Source organism: Bacteroides fragilis NCTC 9343 (genome assembly GCF_000025985.1).
Lineage (GTDB): Bacteria > Bacteroidota > Bacteroidia > Bacteroidales > Bacteroidaceae > Bacteroides > Bacteroides fragilis.
Genome location: NC_003228.3, coordinates 4,902,551 through 4,920,568, shown reverse-complemented (window position 1 = coordinate 4,920,568; position 18,018 = coordinate 4,902,551). Strand labels below are relative to the sequence as shown.

Sequence of the window (18,018 nt, the reverse complement as noted above, 5' to 3'; positions counted from 1 at the left end):
ATTCTGTGCATTCGGGTTATCTGTGGTGAAAACAAACTATCAACGTTCGATTGGGTAGCTCTGCTTTTTCCGCACAAAGAATTTTTCTAAAGACGACTGACTGATGAAGAATCTGTTATTGTTCCTAGTTTTTGCCTGTACCTTTTCTTTTTCTTGCCTGGGGAGTCCTGTCCCTTTCTCACCCATTGTCCGCAACTATTCTGTTCTTGACTATAATGCCGGAAATGAAAACTGGGCGGTTGCCCAAGATGAATGCGGGGTGATGTACTTTGGCAACAACAGTGGATTGCTCCGGTACGACGGAAGCCGATGGAAGCTGTTTCCACTGCCGACTTCGGGTATTGTGCGTGCGGTCTATGTGGCTTCCGACAGGCGGATCTATGTCGGATCGTTCGAAGAGTTCGGTTATTTTGAACAGAACGACCTGAACTTGCTGGAGTATCATTCTCTGAAAGAGCAGGTAAAAGGATTCGATTTCCATAATGACGAGATATGGACCATTGTAGAGCAGGGAGGAAATATAATCTTCCAGTCATTCGGATCCTATTTTATATATGACGGTAAGGGAACGAAGGGAGTCCGTTGCCCTGAACTTCCCCTGAACCTTTTCCGGATCGGGGACACGCTGTATTCCCAACTGATCAATGGAGGCGTCTGTACTTTTGCAGGCGATAAGTTTATTCCCCTGATTTCTCGTCAAGAGTTGGGTGATAGCGATGTTCTGGCAGGGTTGCCTTATCCCGGCGGAATGTTGTTGCTGACCCGCAATAGCGGAGGATATATCCATACTTCTTCCGGCATCCGCCCCTGGCACACTGATAGTGATGAAGAACTGAAGCGCCATACTGTTAATCGCGCGGTAATGACAAAAGACTCTTGTTACGTGATAGGCACTATCTCCAACGGGCTGTATGCTTTCAGCAAAGAGGGACACTTGCTTTGGAAGGAGAATGCTGATAACCAGTTGGAGAATAATACCGTTCTGGGCCTGTATTGTGATATGGACAATAATATCTGGACAGCCCTTGACAATGGTATTGCCTATGTCCGCAATAATTCGCTGATTTACCATTTCGAGCCGGTTCGCCGCAAAGTCGGGATGGTTTATGATGTGCTGGTACGCGATAAGGACGCTTACATCGCATCCAATCAAGGACTGTACCGGCTTGAAGATACCCGTCTGGAGTTGGTTCCGGGCCTTGAAGAGCAGGCATGGACCATTGGAGAGTGGGGCGGCCAGGTGCTTTGCGGTCATAATAAAGGTACTTTCCAGATTAAAGGCATGCAAGCCCGGCTTCTTTCCGATGTGCGGGGGGCTATGTGTATGCGGCAGGCGCAGATCAACGGCGAGCAACTTCTGATACAGGGCACCTATACCTTTTTGAATATTTACAAGAAGAGTGCTACCGGCGAATGGTACTTCGCTAACTCGGTGGGCAACTTCAGTCACATGGCGAAGAATATCGAAGTGGACGCTCATGGGAATATCTGGGTGCAACACATGCGAAAGGGGCTCTACCGGCTACGTCTCGATGAAGAGCTGAAGCAGGTGACGGACCTGAAACAGTATGATTCCTTGTCCGGCAATCAGGGTGGAAACTGCTATTTGTTCAAGGTGAACGGGCGTGTCGCTTTCTCGGATGGGCGAAACTTCTACACTTACGATGACATGGCAGATTCCATCATCCCCTACAAAGCGATGAACGAACAGTTGGCAACGCTCAGGGGCATTCATACCGTCGACGTCATGAAGGGAGATCTCTACTGGTTTCTCAGTGACCGCGAAGCCTATCTGGTGAGATGTACCGTAAGCGACTTTAAAGTTGAGAGGAGAATACCTTTCTCCATGTTCGGCAACCTTCCCATCGAAGGACTGGCACGGATGGTATACGACAGGCGGAACGACTGCTCCTACCTCTGCCTGAACAACTCTTTTGCCCGCATTGCTGCCGACAGCACCGGTTTGTACAAGTCACGTCAGAAGCCGTCTTTGTGGGTTTCGGGTTTTTTGGCATCCGACGAGCAGACGGGAGAGCGGATACAACTGCCCGTTTCCGGTACCGACGAGATAGCTTCAGCTTTCAATAATATCAGCATTTCCCTGGCCTATCCTGTCTACAACGATTTTGCGCTGAACGTGCGCTACCGGCTTGAAGGGCTGTCCGCCTCCGGTAAGTGGACCGAAGGGCTTCCGGACTTGCAGAAAGAATTTACCCGTCTTCCGTTCGGCTCTTATTGTTTCCGTGCCGAGGTATACGACGAGAACGGAGTGATTTCCTCTGTCGACCTTCCGTTCCGCATTTTGAGGCCCTGGTATCTTTCGTATCCGGCTGTCGCTGTCTATGCGCTTTCCGGGATGGCCTTGCTGCTGGGGCTGCTCTATGGAGTCTACGTATACACCAAGAAGAAAAAAGATGCCGTCATTGAGCGGCAACGTGCCCGTCACGAAGCGGAGATAGAGCAGCAGGAGAAGAAGATCATGGAACTGGAGAAAGAGCAACTCGAGGCCGACCTCCGTTTCAAAAGCAAAGAGCTTTCGGGGGTAGTGATGACCAATATTGCGCATCAGGAATTTCTGAATTCACTCAAAGAGGAGTTGCAACAGCAGAAACTCTCGGGGCAATATACGCGCAAGAACCTGGATAAGCTGCTTTCAATGATCAACCAGAATATGGTTTCGGATGAAGAGAACTGGAACATGTTCCAGTCCAATTTTGACCGCATCCACGAGAACTTCTTCCGAAACCTGAAAGAGAAGTTCCCTGACCTGACTTCCGGCGATTTGCGTTTGTGCGCATTGCTCCGGCTCAATCTGCCGACAAAGGAGATTGCGAAGCTGATGAACATCTCCGTGAGAGGTGTCGATGCTGCCCGCTATCGTCTGCGCAAGAAGCTGGGCCTTCCTCCGGAGAGTAGCCTGACGGATTTTATGATTGCGTTCAAATAGTTGGCAATGAACTGTTTGATATGGAAAGAAGTACCAATGCAGTACTTCTTTTTTTGTTTTTCCCGGTTTGCAGTATTCTTGCCGTATGGGTAAATGGAGTCTGTTTGCCGCAGATTTGTTTTATTTGCATCCGGAAAGTCAGAACATTCATAAATAGATACTAAAACTGTAAAGACCATGAAACATTTTGTACGAAGAATGCAGGCGCTTGCCGCTTCTTTGGTCGTAGTGGCCGCCGGGTTACAGGCACAGAAGGCTCCCCGGGATATGGACCGCTTTATCGACCAGTTAATGAAAAAGATGACGCTGGAGGAGAAGATCGGCCAGCTCAACCTGCCCGTGACCGGAGAGATCACTACCGGACAGGCGAAAAGCAGCGATGTAGCCAAACGAATCCGTAACGGAGAGGTGGGAGGACTGTTCAACCTGAAAGGAGTGGAACGCATCCGTGAAGTACAGCGGCAGGCGGTGGAGGAGAGCCGCCTCGGCATTCCCTTGTTGTTCGGTATGGACGTAATCCACGGATACGAAACCATTTTCCCTATTCCTCTCGGCCTGTCGTGTACCTGGGATATGAAAGCCATCGAAGAGTCCGCCCGTATAGCTGCCGTTGAAGCCAGTGCCGACGGTATCTCGTGGACATTCAGCCCGATGGTGGACGTCAGTCGTGATCCCCGTTGGGGGCGCGTGTCGGAGGGAAACGGTGAAGACCCGTTCCTCGGCGCAGCCATCGCCCGTGCCATGATACGCGGATACCAGGGAAAGGATATGAGCCGGAATGACGAGATAATGGCTTGTGTGAAGCATTTCGCCCTTTATGGAGCATCAGAGGCGGGGCGCGATTATAATACGGTGGATATGAGCCGCCAGCGTATGTTTAATGAATACATGCTGCCCTATCAGGCCGCAGTCGAGGCAGGTGTCGGCAGCGTAATGGCTTCGTTCAACGAAGTGGACGGTGTGCCTGCCACCGGAAGCAAGTGGCTGATGACCGATGTGCTACGCAAACAGTGGGGCTTCGACGGGTTTGTGGTAACGGACTATACCGGTATCAACGAGATGATAGACCACGGCATGGGTGACCAGCAGACTGTTGCTGCCCTCGCCCTGAATGCCGGGGTGGATATGGACATGGTGAGCGATGCCTTCAGCGGCACTCTGAAGAAGTCGGTGGAGGAAGGCAAAGTATCCGCAGCTGCCATCGACGCCGCCTGCCGCCGTATTCTGGAAGCGAAGTATAAGCTGGGACTGTTTGACGATCCTTATAAGTATTGCGACGTGAATCGTCCCAAGAAGCAGATCTTCACCAAGGAACACCGTGCCATTGCCCGTAAGACTGCTTCGGAGAGCTTTGTGCTGCTGAAGAATGAAGGTGTGTTGCCACTCAGCAAGAAAGGAACCATTGCCGTAGTCGGTCCGTTGGCGAACACCCGTTCCAACATGCCGGGCACCTGGAGCGTAGCTGCTGTGCTGGATAACGCTCCCTCGTTGGTCGAAGGACTCAGGGAAGTAGTCGGTGACCGGGCAAAAGTGGTAACCGCCAAGGGAAGTAATCTGATTGGCGATGCCGACTATGAGAAGCGTGCCACCATGTTCGGACGTGAACTGCACCGGGATAACCGTACGGATCGCGAACTTCTGGACGAAGCTCTGAAAGTAGCTGCCGGGGCCGATGTCATTGTCGCCGCACTGGGCGAGTCGTCCGAAATGAGTGGAGAAAGCAGTTCGCGTACCAACCTGGAGATGCCGGATGTACAGAGAGCGCTGTTGCAGGAATTACTCAAAACCGGAAAGTCCGTTGTGCTTGTGCTTTTTACCGGTCGCCCGCTGGTGCTCACCTGGGAAGAAGAACACGTGCCTGCCATCCTCAACGTATGGTTCGGAGGGAGTGAAGCCGCTTATGCCATCAGCGATGTGCTTTTCGGCGATGTCAATCCCAGTGGAAAGCTGACCGCTACTTTTCCGCAAAATGTAGGCCAGATTCCATTGTTCTACAATCATAAAAACACCGGGCGTCCGTTGCAAGAGGGACGTTGGTTTGAGAAGTTCCGCAGCAATTACCTCGACGTGAGCAACGAGCCGCTCTACCCGTTCGGCTACGGATTGTCTTATACGACTTTTGCCTACAGTGATATTCACCTGAGCAGCACGGAGATGAGTGCTGATGGCGAACTGACGGCGACTGTTACCGTCACCAATACCGGCAGCCGTGACGGAGCGGAGGTGGTTCAGCTTTACATCCGCGACCTGGTGGGCAGCGTCACCCGTCCGGTGAAAGAACTGAAAGGTTTTGAGAAGATTTTCCTCAAGGCCGGAGAGTCTCGTAAAGTAAGCTTCAGCATCACGCCGGAATTGTTGAAGTTCTATAATTACGATTTGCAGTTTGTCTGCGAACCGGGTGATTTCGATGTAATGATTGGCGGAAACAGCCGGGATGTAAAAAAGGCACGATTTCTTCTGAAGGGAGAATAATAAAGAAAATAAGATTGTATTTTTGATTTATTGTCCTATCTTTGTAGAACCATAGAATCAATCCGAATGTACTCCCTGTTACGATAAAACATGATCGGAAAAGAGAATCTGATACTAAATCATAAATAATTATATATTATACGGAAAACCGCTACAAGTAGCGGTTTTCTTTTTATACAAAATTCAAAAAAATGAAAATTGTCGCTCAGATACCGATATGCTGTCATCGAGACGACAGAAAGACATCGTCTCGATGATGAAAAATCATCGTCGAGATCTCAATTTTTAATGGATGAAATGCTCTTATATAGCTTTTAGTAATTAGTTCGAACATTAAATAAGGTATAATCCTATTTCTTTATTTGTACAAAACTACCTTATGTCCTTAGCGTTTTTTCTTCTCCTTTTTCCTTTTGGAAAAAGTCCTGTTCATGCACCAACCGGTTCTGATATTTTCATCCCGGAGTGCAGAATCTAAAAAGTCTTTTTCCCTCTCCGGAGTCTTTAAAGCAAATATTTCATCGACGGAAAGGAGTAGAACAGATGAAGTAGTCATATTCCGGTCTCCTTTCAGAATCTATTTTTTATTTTATTGAATATTAATTAATTATATTCCTTTGCAGTAGGGATGAAGTAGTGTGGAAATCTTGTTTTTTTCTGCATGGTACTCTTGTAGTACCCCTTTTTTTGACTTACATCAATTTACCGTCTAAGTTTGCAGCAGAATTTTAAATCAGTACCAAACGATGAAAAAAAATCTGTTTACCCTATGTATGATGTTGCTGCTCTCCATGCTTTCTTTTGCGCAGGGCAGTCTGACCATCTCGGGTGTTGTTACCGAGAAAAAGACAGGGGAGCCTATCATTGGCGCCAGTATCCTGCTGAAAGGTCAATCGTCCGGAACCATTACGGACTTTAACGGCAACTATTCTATTCCGAATGTTCCTTCGGGCGCCACTCTTGTTTTCAGTTATATCGGCATGAAAACGCAGGAGGTCAAGGTGACTGCCTCCTCGAAGCTGGATATCTCTCTTGAAGAAGATAACCAATTGATAGACGAAGTTGTCGTGATCGGTTATGGTATACAACGTAAGTCCGACCTGACCGGTTCGGTAGGTGCGGTGAAGAGCAAAGACCTCACGAAAGTTGCCACTCCCAACGTGGCGAATGCCCTTCAGGGACGTGTCTCCGGTGTGTATATCTCGGCTAACGGTGCTCCCGGAAGCTCGCCCGAAGTACGTATCCGTGGTATCGGCACAACGAATAACAGCAATCCCCTTTATGTGGTGGACGGAATGTTTATGGACGACATCTCTTTCCTGAGCACACACGACATCGAGTCGATGGAGGTGCTGAAAGATGCATCGGCGACCGCCATGTACGGTTCGCGCGGTGCCAACGGTGTGATTATCGTCACTACCAAGCAGGGAACGGAAGGAAAAGCGGTGGTGAACTTCACCGCCAGCGAAGGATTCCAGTTCAACAACAGCAGCTTCGAGATGGCCAATGCCACCGAATACGCGACACTGCTGAACGAAGCACTGGTCAACACAGGTGGAAAACCCAAGTTTGACGACCCTGCTTCACTGGGCAAAGGAACCAACTGGTTCGACGAAATCTTCCGTGTGGCTTCCGTACGCGACTATCAGCTCAGCGTCAGCGGCGGATCGGAGAAGGTGCGCTACAACCTCAGCGCTGGATATTACCAGCAGGACGGCATCATCACCGGAAACACCTACAACCGCTTCACCCTGCGTGCCAACAATAGCTACAAGATCAGCAAACGGCTGACCCTCGGGCACAATCTGTCGGCCTCTTTCAGCCATAAGAAGAACGAAAACAGCGCGGTGGTGAAAGCTGCCTATACCATCAGTCCCGTGAAGCGTCCCTACAATGAAGACGGGAGTTTTATGGATTCCGAAAGCGCCTCTTCTGCCAATCCCGTCGCCACACTCCATTATACAAACAATGACGACTGGAAAGAACGTATCGTGGGCAGCGCCTTCCTGAACTGGAATATCCTGAACGGGCTTGACTTTAAAACCAGCCTCGGCATCGACTACATCAACGGACGCCGCCGCAACTTCGTGCCGAAATACTACGTTTCGGAAACACAGAAGAACGAAACCAACAGCCTCTCCAAAACCTGGGACCGCGACTTCACCTGGTTATGGGAAAACCTGCTGACTTATGACTGGAAGATCAATGATAAGAACCGGCTCAACCTCTTGGGAGGTATCACGGCGCAGAAGCGTGTTTACGAATTGCTGGAAGGCACCGGACGCGATTTCTTCTCCGATAACGAAAACTACTGGTATCTCGACCAGGCTTCGGCCGGCTCCAAGTCGGTGGCCAACAACGGATACCACGAAACAATGATGTCTTACCTCTTCCGTGCCAACTATGCGTTGATGGACCGCTATCTGCTGACTGTCTCGGTCCGTGCCGACGGTTCATCCAAGTTCGGTCCTGACAACCGTTGGGGCTACTTCCCCTCAGTAGCTGCCGGATGGAGAGTCTCCGAAGAAGCGTTCCTGAAAGACCGCGTGCAGTGGCTGAGCAACCTGAAGCTCAGAGGAAGCTGGGGACAGATCGGTAATGATAAGATAGGTAACGACAAATACCGGGCGCTCGCCAATATCTCTCCGTCCTATGATGCTGTGTTTGGCGGCGTGTTCTATCCCGGCGGAACCATCACGTCACTCTCCAACCGGAGCGTCCATTGGGAACGTTCGGAGCAGATGGACCTCGGCTTCGACCTTGGACTGCTGAACAACCGCTTTTCACTTGAACTGGACTATTATCGCAGGGACACGAAAGACATGCTGGTGACGGTGGATGTACCGGCTTCCGTAGGCCTCACCCCGGTAGAAACAAACGTGGGGGCGGTGCGCAATAGTGGTGTGGACTTTACCGTGAAATGGGAAGATTCGCTGAAAGACTTCCGGTACGGTATCCGTCTGACAGGAACGACCATCAAAAACGAAGTCATCAGCCTGGGCGGCAAACGCATCGCCAGCGGTGACATCGGCGCCGGAAAATCCGTACAGATGACCGAAGAGGGAAAGCCGATTAAATATTTCTATGGCTACAACGTGATCGGCATCTTCCAGAACGAGGCACAGATCAAAGACTACAACGAGCGTGCCGCCGCTGCCACCGGAAATGCCGGACAACAGTATCAGAACAACGTAGGTCCCGGCGACCTGATATACGAAGATGTAGACGGTGACGGATACATCACGGCCAACGACCGCAAGGATCTGGGCAGTCCCACTCCCAAGTTCATCGGCGGTCTGGGCATCAGTGCTTTCTGGAAAGGATTCGACCTCTCTATCGACTTCCAAGGCAACTTCGGAAACAAGATATTCAATGCCAAGCAGGTGGAACGTTTCTCCGGTTCGGACAACTGGGACCGCTCCTTCCTCGACCGCTGGACACCCGAAAATCCAAATACCATGACACCGCGAATGACTCTGGAAGGCAATAACTATCAGGTGTCGAGCCGCTACGTAGAGAGCGGTTCGTACGTGAAACTGCAAACGGTGGAACTGGGATATACTTTCCCGAAATCATGGATGCAGAAGGTATCCGTGCAGAATCTGAGAGTCTACTTCTCCGGCAACAACCTGGCCTATTTCACCGGCTATAACGGTTTCACACCCGAAGTGCTGGGCGGCATCGACCGTCAGATCTATCCGGTGACAGCTACCTGCCGCTTCGGCCTGAACGTAACTTTCTAATATTAAATGATATAGACATGAATACGATTTACCACAGAGTAACACAGAGTCTCACAGAGATGATTTCCTTTTAAACATTCTATGAGATTAAACTCTGTGAGACCCTGTGTTACTCTGTGGTGAACCCAAAACCATTACAATGAAAAAGATATATTCAATATTACTGGCTTCGGCACTGACCCTTTCTTCCTGTGCCGATTTCCTCGATGTAGATTCGCAGGGAAAGCTGACCGAAGATGTCTTCTTCGGCGAAGAAGAAGGCGCGTTGATGAGTATTAACGCCATCTATACCCAACTCCGGGCGTGGGACATCATCGGATTCTCATGGTTTGCCATCACCGAGCTACCCGGTGATAACTCCGATACAGGCAGCGAACTGGCGGACGGTAGTGTGGCACGTCTGAACCAGTTCAACGACTTTACTTACGACGCCTCTACCTCCGAGATCAACGGCTGGTGGGAAGGCAATTATAAAGCTATCGCTTCATGCAATGTGGCTCTGGACAATCTGGGTGCGGTGAAGAACGAAGAACTCCGGGTGAAGTGCATCGCCCAGGCCCGTTTTTTCCGGGGATTCTTCTACTTCAATCTCGTACGCGCCTTCGGCGGGGTGCCTCTGGTGACCAAGGTGTTGCAGCCCGGCGAATACAATCAGCCCCGTGCAACCGAAGAGGCTGTCTATCAACAGATCATCGAAGACCTGACCTATGCAGCCGAGCATCTGCCTACCCGTCAGGAGTGGGGTGCGAAAGAGTCGGGACGCGCCACCAAGGGAACAGCCGAAGGATTGCTGGCCAAGGTATATCTCTTCCGCCAGGACTATGCCAACGTGAAGAAATACACCGGTCAGGTGATTGCCCGCGGCGAGTATAGCCTGCATCGGGATTATCGCGACCTGTTCAATCCGAACTCTTACTATTCGGACGAAGTGATGCTTGCCGACCAATACCTCTGGGGCGAATCGACCGAACGCAACCTCGAGTCGGAGTATGTGAAATGGCAGGGCATTCGCGGTGAGATGGGCTGGGGGATGTTCTCTCCTTCCGAAGCTCTCGACCAAGCCTATGAAGCGGGAGATCCCCGACGCACGGCAACCATTTTCTACGATGGAGAGACATTGGAGGGAAAGGGCGAGATTCATTTCAAGAAAGAAGTGCCGCCCCGTGCCAACAAAAAGACCATCTGGCCTACCGGTTACTGGAACGAGAACTCGTTTGCCAAACAGAATTGTCACCTGATCTTCCTGCGTTATGCCGATGTACTGCTGATGTATGCCGAGGCCTGCAATGAACTGGGCGAAAGCCGGGAAGCACTCGACAAGCTGGAAATGGTGCGCGCCCGTGCCCGCAGAACGGTGCATCCGGCGGATATGACAGTGGGATTGCCCGAGATTACGGAAACCGGTAAAGAGAAGCTCCGCGAGATCATCTGGAACGAACGCCGCATCGAACTGGCTTTGGAGGGACACCGCTTCTTCGACCTGATCCGTGCGGACAAGGTGGTGCCGGGCTATGCGGAGAAGATGATGAAGGCACACGGGAAGACAAACTTCTCGATAGCAAAACATGCAACGTTCTTCATCCCGCAGAAGCAGGTGGATATCTCGCAGGGAGTCCTCAAAAACTGATATGAAACATGTATAACCAGTTCATTAAAATAGAATCATTCCAATAATATCAATTCCATGATTACACACAGCGTCTTTCCGATTGCCCTTTGCGGCAACGGAAGCCGCTATCCCCACTGCACGATGGAATCTCCGTGTCTCTGACGTGCAGCCACCTGAGGGCGTGTCATTATTCACCAAAATGAGTCTCGACACGCCCTCTCGGGGGATAAAATCTTGAATTAACAACAACAATGAAACATACCCTTTTATTTCTTCTTATGATCTGTGCTTGTACGTTGCAAGCCACCGCTACAGGCAAACAGCCGAGACTGACCGATGATGAGTTGATGACTCTTGTCCAGAAACAAACTTTCCGTTACTTTTGGGATTTTGCCCATCCCGAGTCCGGTCTGGCCCGTGAGCGCAGCAATGACCGTCTCGAGATAGCAACCATCGGTGGTTCGGGCTTTGGGGTAATGGCAATTATAGTCGGTGTGGAACGTGGGTTCATCACCCGTGAGCAAGGCGCTGAGCGGCTGCTCAAAATAGTGGAGTTCCTCAATAAAGCCGATAGCTATCATGGCATCTGGGCACATTGGATGGACGGGGCTACCGGAAAGACCATTCCTTTCAGCAGGAAAGACGATGGAGCCGATTTGGTAGAATCTGCCTTTATGTTCGAAGGACTGCTGGCGGCACACCAGTATTTCACTCACGATAATCCGACAGAGAATCGGATACGAGGGCTGATCAATACCCTGTGGCATCAGGCAGAGTGGGACTGGTTCACCCGTGGAGGTGAAGATGTGCTTTATTGGCATTGGTCACCCAATAACGGATGGGCGATGAACCATCAGCTGAAAGGGCAGAACGAGTGCCATATCACTTATATTCTGGCGGCTTCTTCGCCTACTTATCCGATTCGTGAATCGGTGTATCATAAGGGGTGGGCCAACTCTATTACATTCAAGAACGGAAAAGAATATTACGGCATCCGCTTGCCCCTGGGCACCGACTTTGGCGGCCCTCTCTTCTTTACACATTATTCCTATCTCGGCCTCGATCCGCGCGGACTCAAAGACAGTTATGCCGACTACGGTGAGCAGATGAAAGCACATACCCTGATCAACCGTGCTTATTGCATCGATAATCCGAAGAAGTATAAAGGATACGGCCGCAAATGCTGGGGACTGACAGCGAGCGACAATCATCAGGGTTACTCAGCACATTGCCCGCAGAACGACTTGGGAGTGATTACCCCGACCGCAGCCATCTCTTCCATTCCTTATACTCCGGAACATTCTCTGGAGGCTATGCGTTATTTCTACGAAGAATTGGGCGACCGCCTGTGGGGAGAATATGGCTTTAAGGATGCCTTCAACCTGACAGAAAACTGGTTTGCTTCCTCTTATCTCGCCATCGATCAGGGACCGATTATTGTGATGATTGAAAACTATCGCTCAGGCTTGATATGGAAACTCTTCATGAGTCATCCCGATGTACAGAGAGGATTGAAGAGACTGGGGTTCGGCTCAGAAGAATAAGATATACCATAGATTACAACCATGAAACAACTATTCCTTCTTTTACTCGCTTTGGGGTCTCCCACCCTTGCCCTTGCGCAAGACATGCGGCAAGATACTTATTGCAACCCGCTGAACATAGATTATACCTATATGATCTATAACTCCGACAAGGACATTTCCTACCGCTCGGGTGCCGATCCGGCAGTGGTCAGGTTCCGTGGAGAGTATTATATGTTCGTCACCCGTTCCAATGGATACTGGCACTCTAAAGATCTGCTGGACTGGGATTTTATCGTCCCCAAAGACTGGTATCCGCAGGGGAGCAACGCTCCGGCCGCTCATAACTATAAAGACTCAGTGCTTTATGTCACCGGTGATCCTTCGGGTTCTATGAGTATTCTCTATTCCGACAATCCGAAGAGCGGCGAATGGAAAGCTACACCCGCCATCCTTCATAACCTGCAGGACCCCGATCTTTTTATCGACGACGATGGCAAAGCCTATATGTTCTGGGGTTCGTCCAATGTTTATCCCATCCGGGGTATGGAACTGGATAAGAATCACCGGTTCCTTCCGAAAGGAGAAGTGAAGGAGCTTTTCAATCTCGACATGCAGCGCCACGGCTGGGAACGTTTCGGTGAGAATCATAGCGATACCGTTTTAGGAGGATATATCGAAGGCCCGTGGCTGACCAAGTACAATGGGAAGTATTATATGCAGTATGGTGCTCCCGGTACAGAATTCAATGTCTATGCCGACGGTGTTTATGTAGCCGATCATCCGATGGGGCCTTACACCTATCAGAAGCACAATCCCGTGTCATACAAACCGGGGGGATATATGAACGGAGCCGGACACGGCAGTACGGTTCAGGGACCCGGCGGAGAGTATTGGCATTTTGCTTCGATGGCTCTTTCCATCAACGTCAACTGGGAACGCCGGCTCTGCATGTTTCCTGCCGGATTCGATAAAGACGGTATTATGTACGTGGACACCCGCTTCGGTGATTATCCCCGCTATGCTCCGGCCGTACCCGGCAAGAAGGGGCAGTTTCGTGGATGGATGCTCCTTTCTTATCGCAAACCGGTGACGGCATCTACTGCGAAAGGTGAGTTCGGACCGGATGCATTGACGGATGAAAGAACCAAGTCTTTCTGGCTGGCGGAAGCAAATGATGAACGTCAGTGGGTACTGATCGACCTGGAGAAACCTGCCCGTGTCTGTGCCGTACAAGTGAATTATCACGACTATCGGAGTAATCTATACGGTCGGATTCCCGGATTGCGTCACCGCTATGTGATTGAGGGCTCTTCCGACGGGGAGACCTGGAATATACTGGTCGATCGCCGGAGCAGCTATAAGGATACGCCGAATGACTATGTAGAACTTGAAGTCCCGACTACCGCACGCTATATCCGCTATAAGAATATAGACGTACCTACTCCGAATCTGGCTATTTCTGAACTGCGTGTATTCGGACTCGGGTTCGGCAAGGCTCCCCGGTCACCTCAAAAGCTGGCTCTGGATCGGCACACCGACCGTCGTGATGTTACTGTTCGCTGGGAGCCGGTGAAAGGGGCTCAGGGATACAACGTCCTGTGGGGGATCGCCCCTGATAAGTTATACAGTTCGTGGATGGTGTACGGTGGCAATGAGTTGGAGATGAAATCGCTGACTATCGATCAGGATTATTATTTTGCTGTGGAAGCCTTTAACGAAAATGGTGTATCTTTACCTTCCGAAACTAAATATGTAGAATAATACCGAATAACCATGAAACAGTTTGTCCTTTTCTTTATCAGTCTCTTTCTTTTGGGCGTGGGTGCCCGTTCGCAAGAGATGTATCAAAAGAAAGTTTTTATCTCTTCCCGGGGTGATTCTCTCAATTACCGTCTACTTCGTCCGGAGGTGGAAAAGACGGGACTGCAATATCCTTTGGTACTCTTTCTGCACGGTGCCGGTGAGCGGGGGAGTGATAACGAGAAGCAGTTGACACATGGTGGTCAGATGTTTCTCAATCCGGTGAACCGGGAGAAGTATCCGGCATTTGTCCTTGTACCTCAATGTCCCGAAAAAGACTATTGGGCGTATACCTCCCGTCCCTCTTCCTTTATTCCTTCGGAGATGCCGGTAGGACAAGAGATCACTCCTGTACTGCGTGCAGTAAAAGAGTTGTTGGATACCTATCTTGATTTGCCTCAGGTGGATCGTAACCGTATCTATGTGGTCGGTCTTTCTATGGGAGGCATGGCGACGTACGATCTTGCTGTCCGTTTTCCCGATACGTTTGCTGCTGCCGTTCCCATCTGCGGGACCGTGAATCCGGTGCGTCTGGCCGATGCAGCAAATGTTCGTTTCCGTATTTTTCACGGTGATGCCGACAATGTAGTGCCTGTAGAAGGCTCGCGTGAGGCTTATAAAGCGTTGAAGAACTTGGGAGCGGAAGTGGAATATATTGAGTTTCCCGGTTGCAATCATGGAAGCTGGAATCCGGCTTTCAACTATCCCGGATTCATGGAGTGGCTCTTTGCTCAGCGTAAGAGATAAAGAACTTTATAGTTAAGTATACTATTTAAAGAGGAAGTCAAAATTCGTATTCACCACAGATTACACAGATTTGCACAGATAAATATTATTGATTGTCAGTAGATTAAAAATCGTTTTGTGTAAATCTGTGCGATCTGTGGTGAACTATGATACACTCTCTTTGAGGTAACGGTTATCCATCGTCCGCAAGAACTATTTGTCTTCCTTTTCTTTGGGAGAGGACAGGGAAGAAGTCTTCTCTTCATAGTCCCCGTTTGCTTTAATCAGTTCTATCAGCTTTTCTACGGCTTCTTCTTCCGGAATATTCTTTTCAATGCATTCCTTCTGTTTATAGAGACTGATTTTGCCACGTCCGGCTCCTACATAACCGTAGTCGGCGTCTGCCATTTCGCCCGGTCCGTTGACGATGCATCCCATGATGCCTATCTTGAGCCCCTTCAAGTGCGAGGTGGCTTCTTTGACGCGGGCAATCGTACTTTGCAGGTTGAACAGTGTTCGTCCGCATCCCGGGCAAGAAATATATTCAGTCTTGCTGGTACGGATACGTCCTGCCTGCAGAATTCCGAAAGCAGTGGCATCAATCACTGCATGGCTCAGTTTGCCTTGGTTGAAGAGATAAATTCCGTCACACAATCCGTCAAAGATCAAGGCTCCCATATCCGCGCCGGCTTTGATCTGCAAGTCTTCGGCTGTATCTTCGGCATAGTGTTGGAAGAAGATAACCGGATTCTGTAATCCTTCCACCGTCAGTTGATGTGCCAGGGCACGATGTTCGCCTACACGGTTCGGGTGGTTGCTTTGTGAGACAACGACTGCTTCGGGGTGTTGCTTCAGGCATGCGACAACTTCCCGGGTAAGCGCCATGTAAGGGGTAAAGAGGAATTTCAGTTCGGCTGCGCATGTTTCCATTAACTCCAATTGTGCATAATTGAAGGCAGGCCACGTATCAGGTTCTCCTTTCCATACGTCGGCATCGAGGATGTATTGAACTCCGGGTTCTGTCTGTTCGGGCAAAGCACGTCCGGCATAAATGTAATCCGGTGTAAATTGCGGATGGGTCTCCATACGTCCGTCCATGCGGTCGGCAAGTACCACGGGCAGATGGTCTCCGCCGATATTGCGTACCGGCCGTGTTTTACGGCGTACCGGAGAAAGGTAGTTGAAATCCGGAGCTTCCATGCCGGGAATGTACGGATGGTTCCGGCGACTTGTAATATAGTCCACCAACTTGCGTGCCACGGGAATCTCGGCTTCCGGTTCTTCACTCAGCGAGACACGGATCGTGTCGCCCAGCCCGTCAGCCAACAATGCGCCGATGCCCAAAGCCGATTTGATACGTCCGTCTTCTCCGTCGCCGGCTTCCGTAACACCCAAGTGGAGAGGGAATGACATGCCTTCCTGTTCCATCACTGATACCAACAGGCGTACGGTCTTTACCATTACCACCGTGTTGGATGCTTTGATTGAGATGACGACATCCGTAAACTTCTCGTCTACGCAGATGCGCAGGAATTCCATGCACGACTCTACCATACCTTCCGGCGTGTCACCGTAGCGTGACATGATGCGATCGGACAGTGAGCCGTGGTTCACCCCGATACGGACGGCTGTATGATTCTCTTTACAGATATTCAGGAAGGGGACGAAGCGGTCACGTATCTTTTGCAGTTCGGCGGCATATTCCTCGTCGGTATATTCCAGTTGTTTGAAAGTGCGTCCGGGATCTACGTAGTTTCCGGGATTGATACGCACTTTCTCGGCATATTGTGCCGCTACATCGGCTACTTTCGGGTTGAAGTGTACATCGGCCACAAGCGGAACCATATAGCCGGTACTGCGCAGGCCGATATTGATGTTCATCAGGTTTTCGGCCTCTTTCACCCCCTGTGTAGTGAGACGGACATATTCTCCGCCGGCATCTACAATGCGCTTTGCCTGGGCCACACAAGCCTCGGTGTCTTGTGTGGGGGTATTTGTCATCGACTGGATACGGATAGGATTGGGGCCGCCCAACGGAACGGCCCCAATATTCACTTCCGAAGTTTCCCGTCGGGAGTAGTTGAATAAATCCATCTTTTTAGTTTGTTTTAAACTCGTACTTAATTTCTTTCAGTTCTTCGTTAGCCTTTACGATTTTCTTTTTCAGTCCTTCTTTATAGGCTATGAATTTTGTTTCGAGTTCTTTATCTTCCAATGAAAGCATTTGTACGGCAAGGATGGCGGCGTTCAGTGCGCCATTGATACCCACAGTCGCTACAGGAATCCCCGGAGGCATCTGTACGATCGCCAGAAGGGCGTCCATTCCGTCAAGAGACGATTTGATGGGTACACCGATGACCGGAAGCGGGGTCGATGCGGCAATCACGCCCGGCAGATGGGCAGCCATACCGGCAGCAGCAATAATTACTTTAATGCCGCGTGAGCGGGCATTCTTGGCAAACTCTTCCACAGCTTCGGGAGTGCGGTGAGCCGAGAGGGCGTTCATTTCGAACGGTACATGGAGATCGTTGAGCAACTGTGCGGCCTTTTCCATGACAGGAAGGTCGGAAGTGCTACCCATGATAATGCTTACGATTGGAGTCATATTTATTCTACTTTTGAGATTGATTGATAACGAGATGGAATGAATCAACTTCACCACAGATTACACAGATTCTCATAGATTAATGATTTACTTTATCGATAATAAGATTAAAAGTTCTGTGAGAATCTGTGTAATCTGTGGTGAGACCATTCAAGACTAAGCAAGTGGTAATGAATGAATCGGGAAAGCCTTTATGCATTTACCACTGCTTTGTATCCTTCGGCATCCAGCAAGTTGTCAAGGTCTGCTGCATTGGCAGGTTTCATTTTGATGAGCCAGCCTTCGCCATACGGATCTTTATTCACTAATTCCGGATTCTCTTCCAGTGCCGGGTTTTGTTCTACCACTTCACCGGCTACGGGCAGGAAGAGGTCAGAGATTGTTTTAACTACTTCGATCGTACCGAACACTTCTCCCGCTTCCAGTGTTTCGCCTTCAGTAGGAATATCGACAAATACGATGTCGCCCAGTTGCTCCTGAGCGTAGTCGGTGATACCTACATAAGCTACATCGCCTTCGAGGCGGATCCATTCGTGTTCGTTAGTGTACTTTACATTCTGTGGGAAGTTCATAATGATTAGTTTTTAGGA

Annotated in this window: 10 protein-coding genes; 7 read left to right on the top strand and 3 right to left on the bottom strand. The window is 50.0% G+C overall.

Features of this window, described 5'->3' with window-relative positions; genetic code table 11:
• The first annotated feature begins 103 nt into the window (after window positions 1–103).
• From BF9343_RS20300 to BF9343_RS20270, 7 genes are all read left to right on the top strand, one after another.
• Window positions 104–2,947 (top strand): hypothetical protein, encoded by a 2,844-nt coding sequence (locus BF9343_RS20300; protein ID WP_010993739.1) that lies wholly within the window; start codon window positions 104–106, stop codon window positions 2,945–2,947.
• Window positions 2,948–3,124: 177 nt separating this feature from the next.
• The gene (gene bglX / locus BF9343_RS20295) at window positions 3,125–5,419 is read left to right on the top strand and encodes a beta-glucosidase BglX (protein WP_010993738.1); all 2,295 of its coding nucleotides are present in this window, start codon (window positions 3,125–3,127) and stop codon (window positions 5,417–5,419) included.
• A gap of 746 nt (window positions 5,420–6,165) precedes the next feature.
• On the top strand, window positions 6,166–9,162 hold the full coding sequence (locus BF9343_RS20290; RefSeq protein ID WP_010993737.1) for a SusC/RagA family TonB-linked outer membrane protein: 2,997 nt from the start codon (window positions 6,166–6,168) through the stop codon (window positions 9,160–9,162).
• 139 nt (window positions 9,163–9,301) lie between these two features.
• Window positions 9,302–10,789 (top strand): RagB/SusD family nutrient uptake outer membrane protein, encoded by a 1,488-nt coding sequence (locus BF9343_RS20285; protein WP_063936101.1) that lies wholly within the window; start codon window positions 9,302–9,304, stop codon window positions 10,787–10,789.
• A 233-nt stretch (window positions 10,790–11,022) separates the two neighbouring features.
• Window positions 11,023–12,315 carry a glucoamylase family protein gene (locus BF9343_RS20280; RefSeq protein ID WP_005791295.1) on the top strand — a complete coding sequence of 431 codons (1,293 nt, stop codon included), beginning with the start codon at window positions 11,023–11,025 and terminating at the stop codon, window positions 12,313–12,315.
• Between the two features lie 21 nt (window positions 12,316–12,336).
• Window positions 12,337–14,058, top strand: a complete 1,722-nt coding sequence (locus BF9343_RS20275) for a family 43 glycosylhydrolase (RefSeq protein ID WP_010993735.1) — start codon at window positions 12,337–12,339, stop codon at window positions 14,056–14,058.
• A gap of 12 nt (window positions 14,059–14,070) precedes the next feature.
• Complete coding sequence (locus BF9343_RS20270; RefSeq protein ID WP_010993734.1) at window positions 14,071–14,844, top strand: carboxylesterase family protein; 774 nt, start codon at window positions 14,071–14,073, stop codon at window positions 14,842–14,844.
• A gap of 192 nt (window positions 14,845–15,036) precedes the next feature.
• On the opposite strand, the gene BF9343_RS20265 is transcribed toward BF9343_RS20270, so the two are convergent.
• The 3 genes from BF9343_RS20265 to gcvH form a co-directional block, all read right to left on the bottom strand.
• Window positions 15,037–16,917 carry a 4-hydroxy-3-methylbut-2-en-1-yl diphosphate synthase gene (locus BF9343_RS20265; protein WP_010993733.1) on the bottom strand — a complete coding sequence of 627 codons (1,881 nt, stop codon included), beginning with the start codon at window positions 16,915–16,917 and terminating at the stop codon, window positions 15,037–15,039.
• A 4-nt stretch (window positions 16,918–16,921) separates the two neighbouring features.
• Complete coding sequence (purE, locus tag BF9343_RS20260) at window positions 16,922–17,428, bottom strand: 5-(carboxyamino)imidazole ribonucleotide mutase (protein ID WP_005797496.1); 507 nt, start codon at window positions 17,426–17,428, stop codon at window positions 16,922–16,924.
• Window positions 17,429–17,619: 191 nt separating this feature from the next.
• Window positions 17,620–18,000: a glycine cleavage system protein GcvH gene (gene gcvH, locus BF9343_RS20255; RefSeq protein ID WP_005791306.1), complete on the bottom strand. Its 381-nt coding sequence runs from the start codon at window positions 17,998–18,000 to the stop codon at window positions 17,620–17,622.
• Window positions 18,001–18,018: the final 18 nt, after the last annotated feature.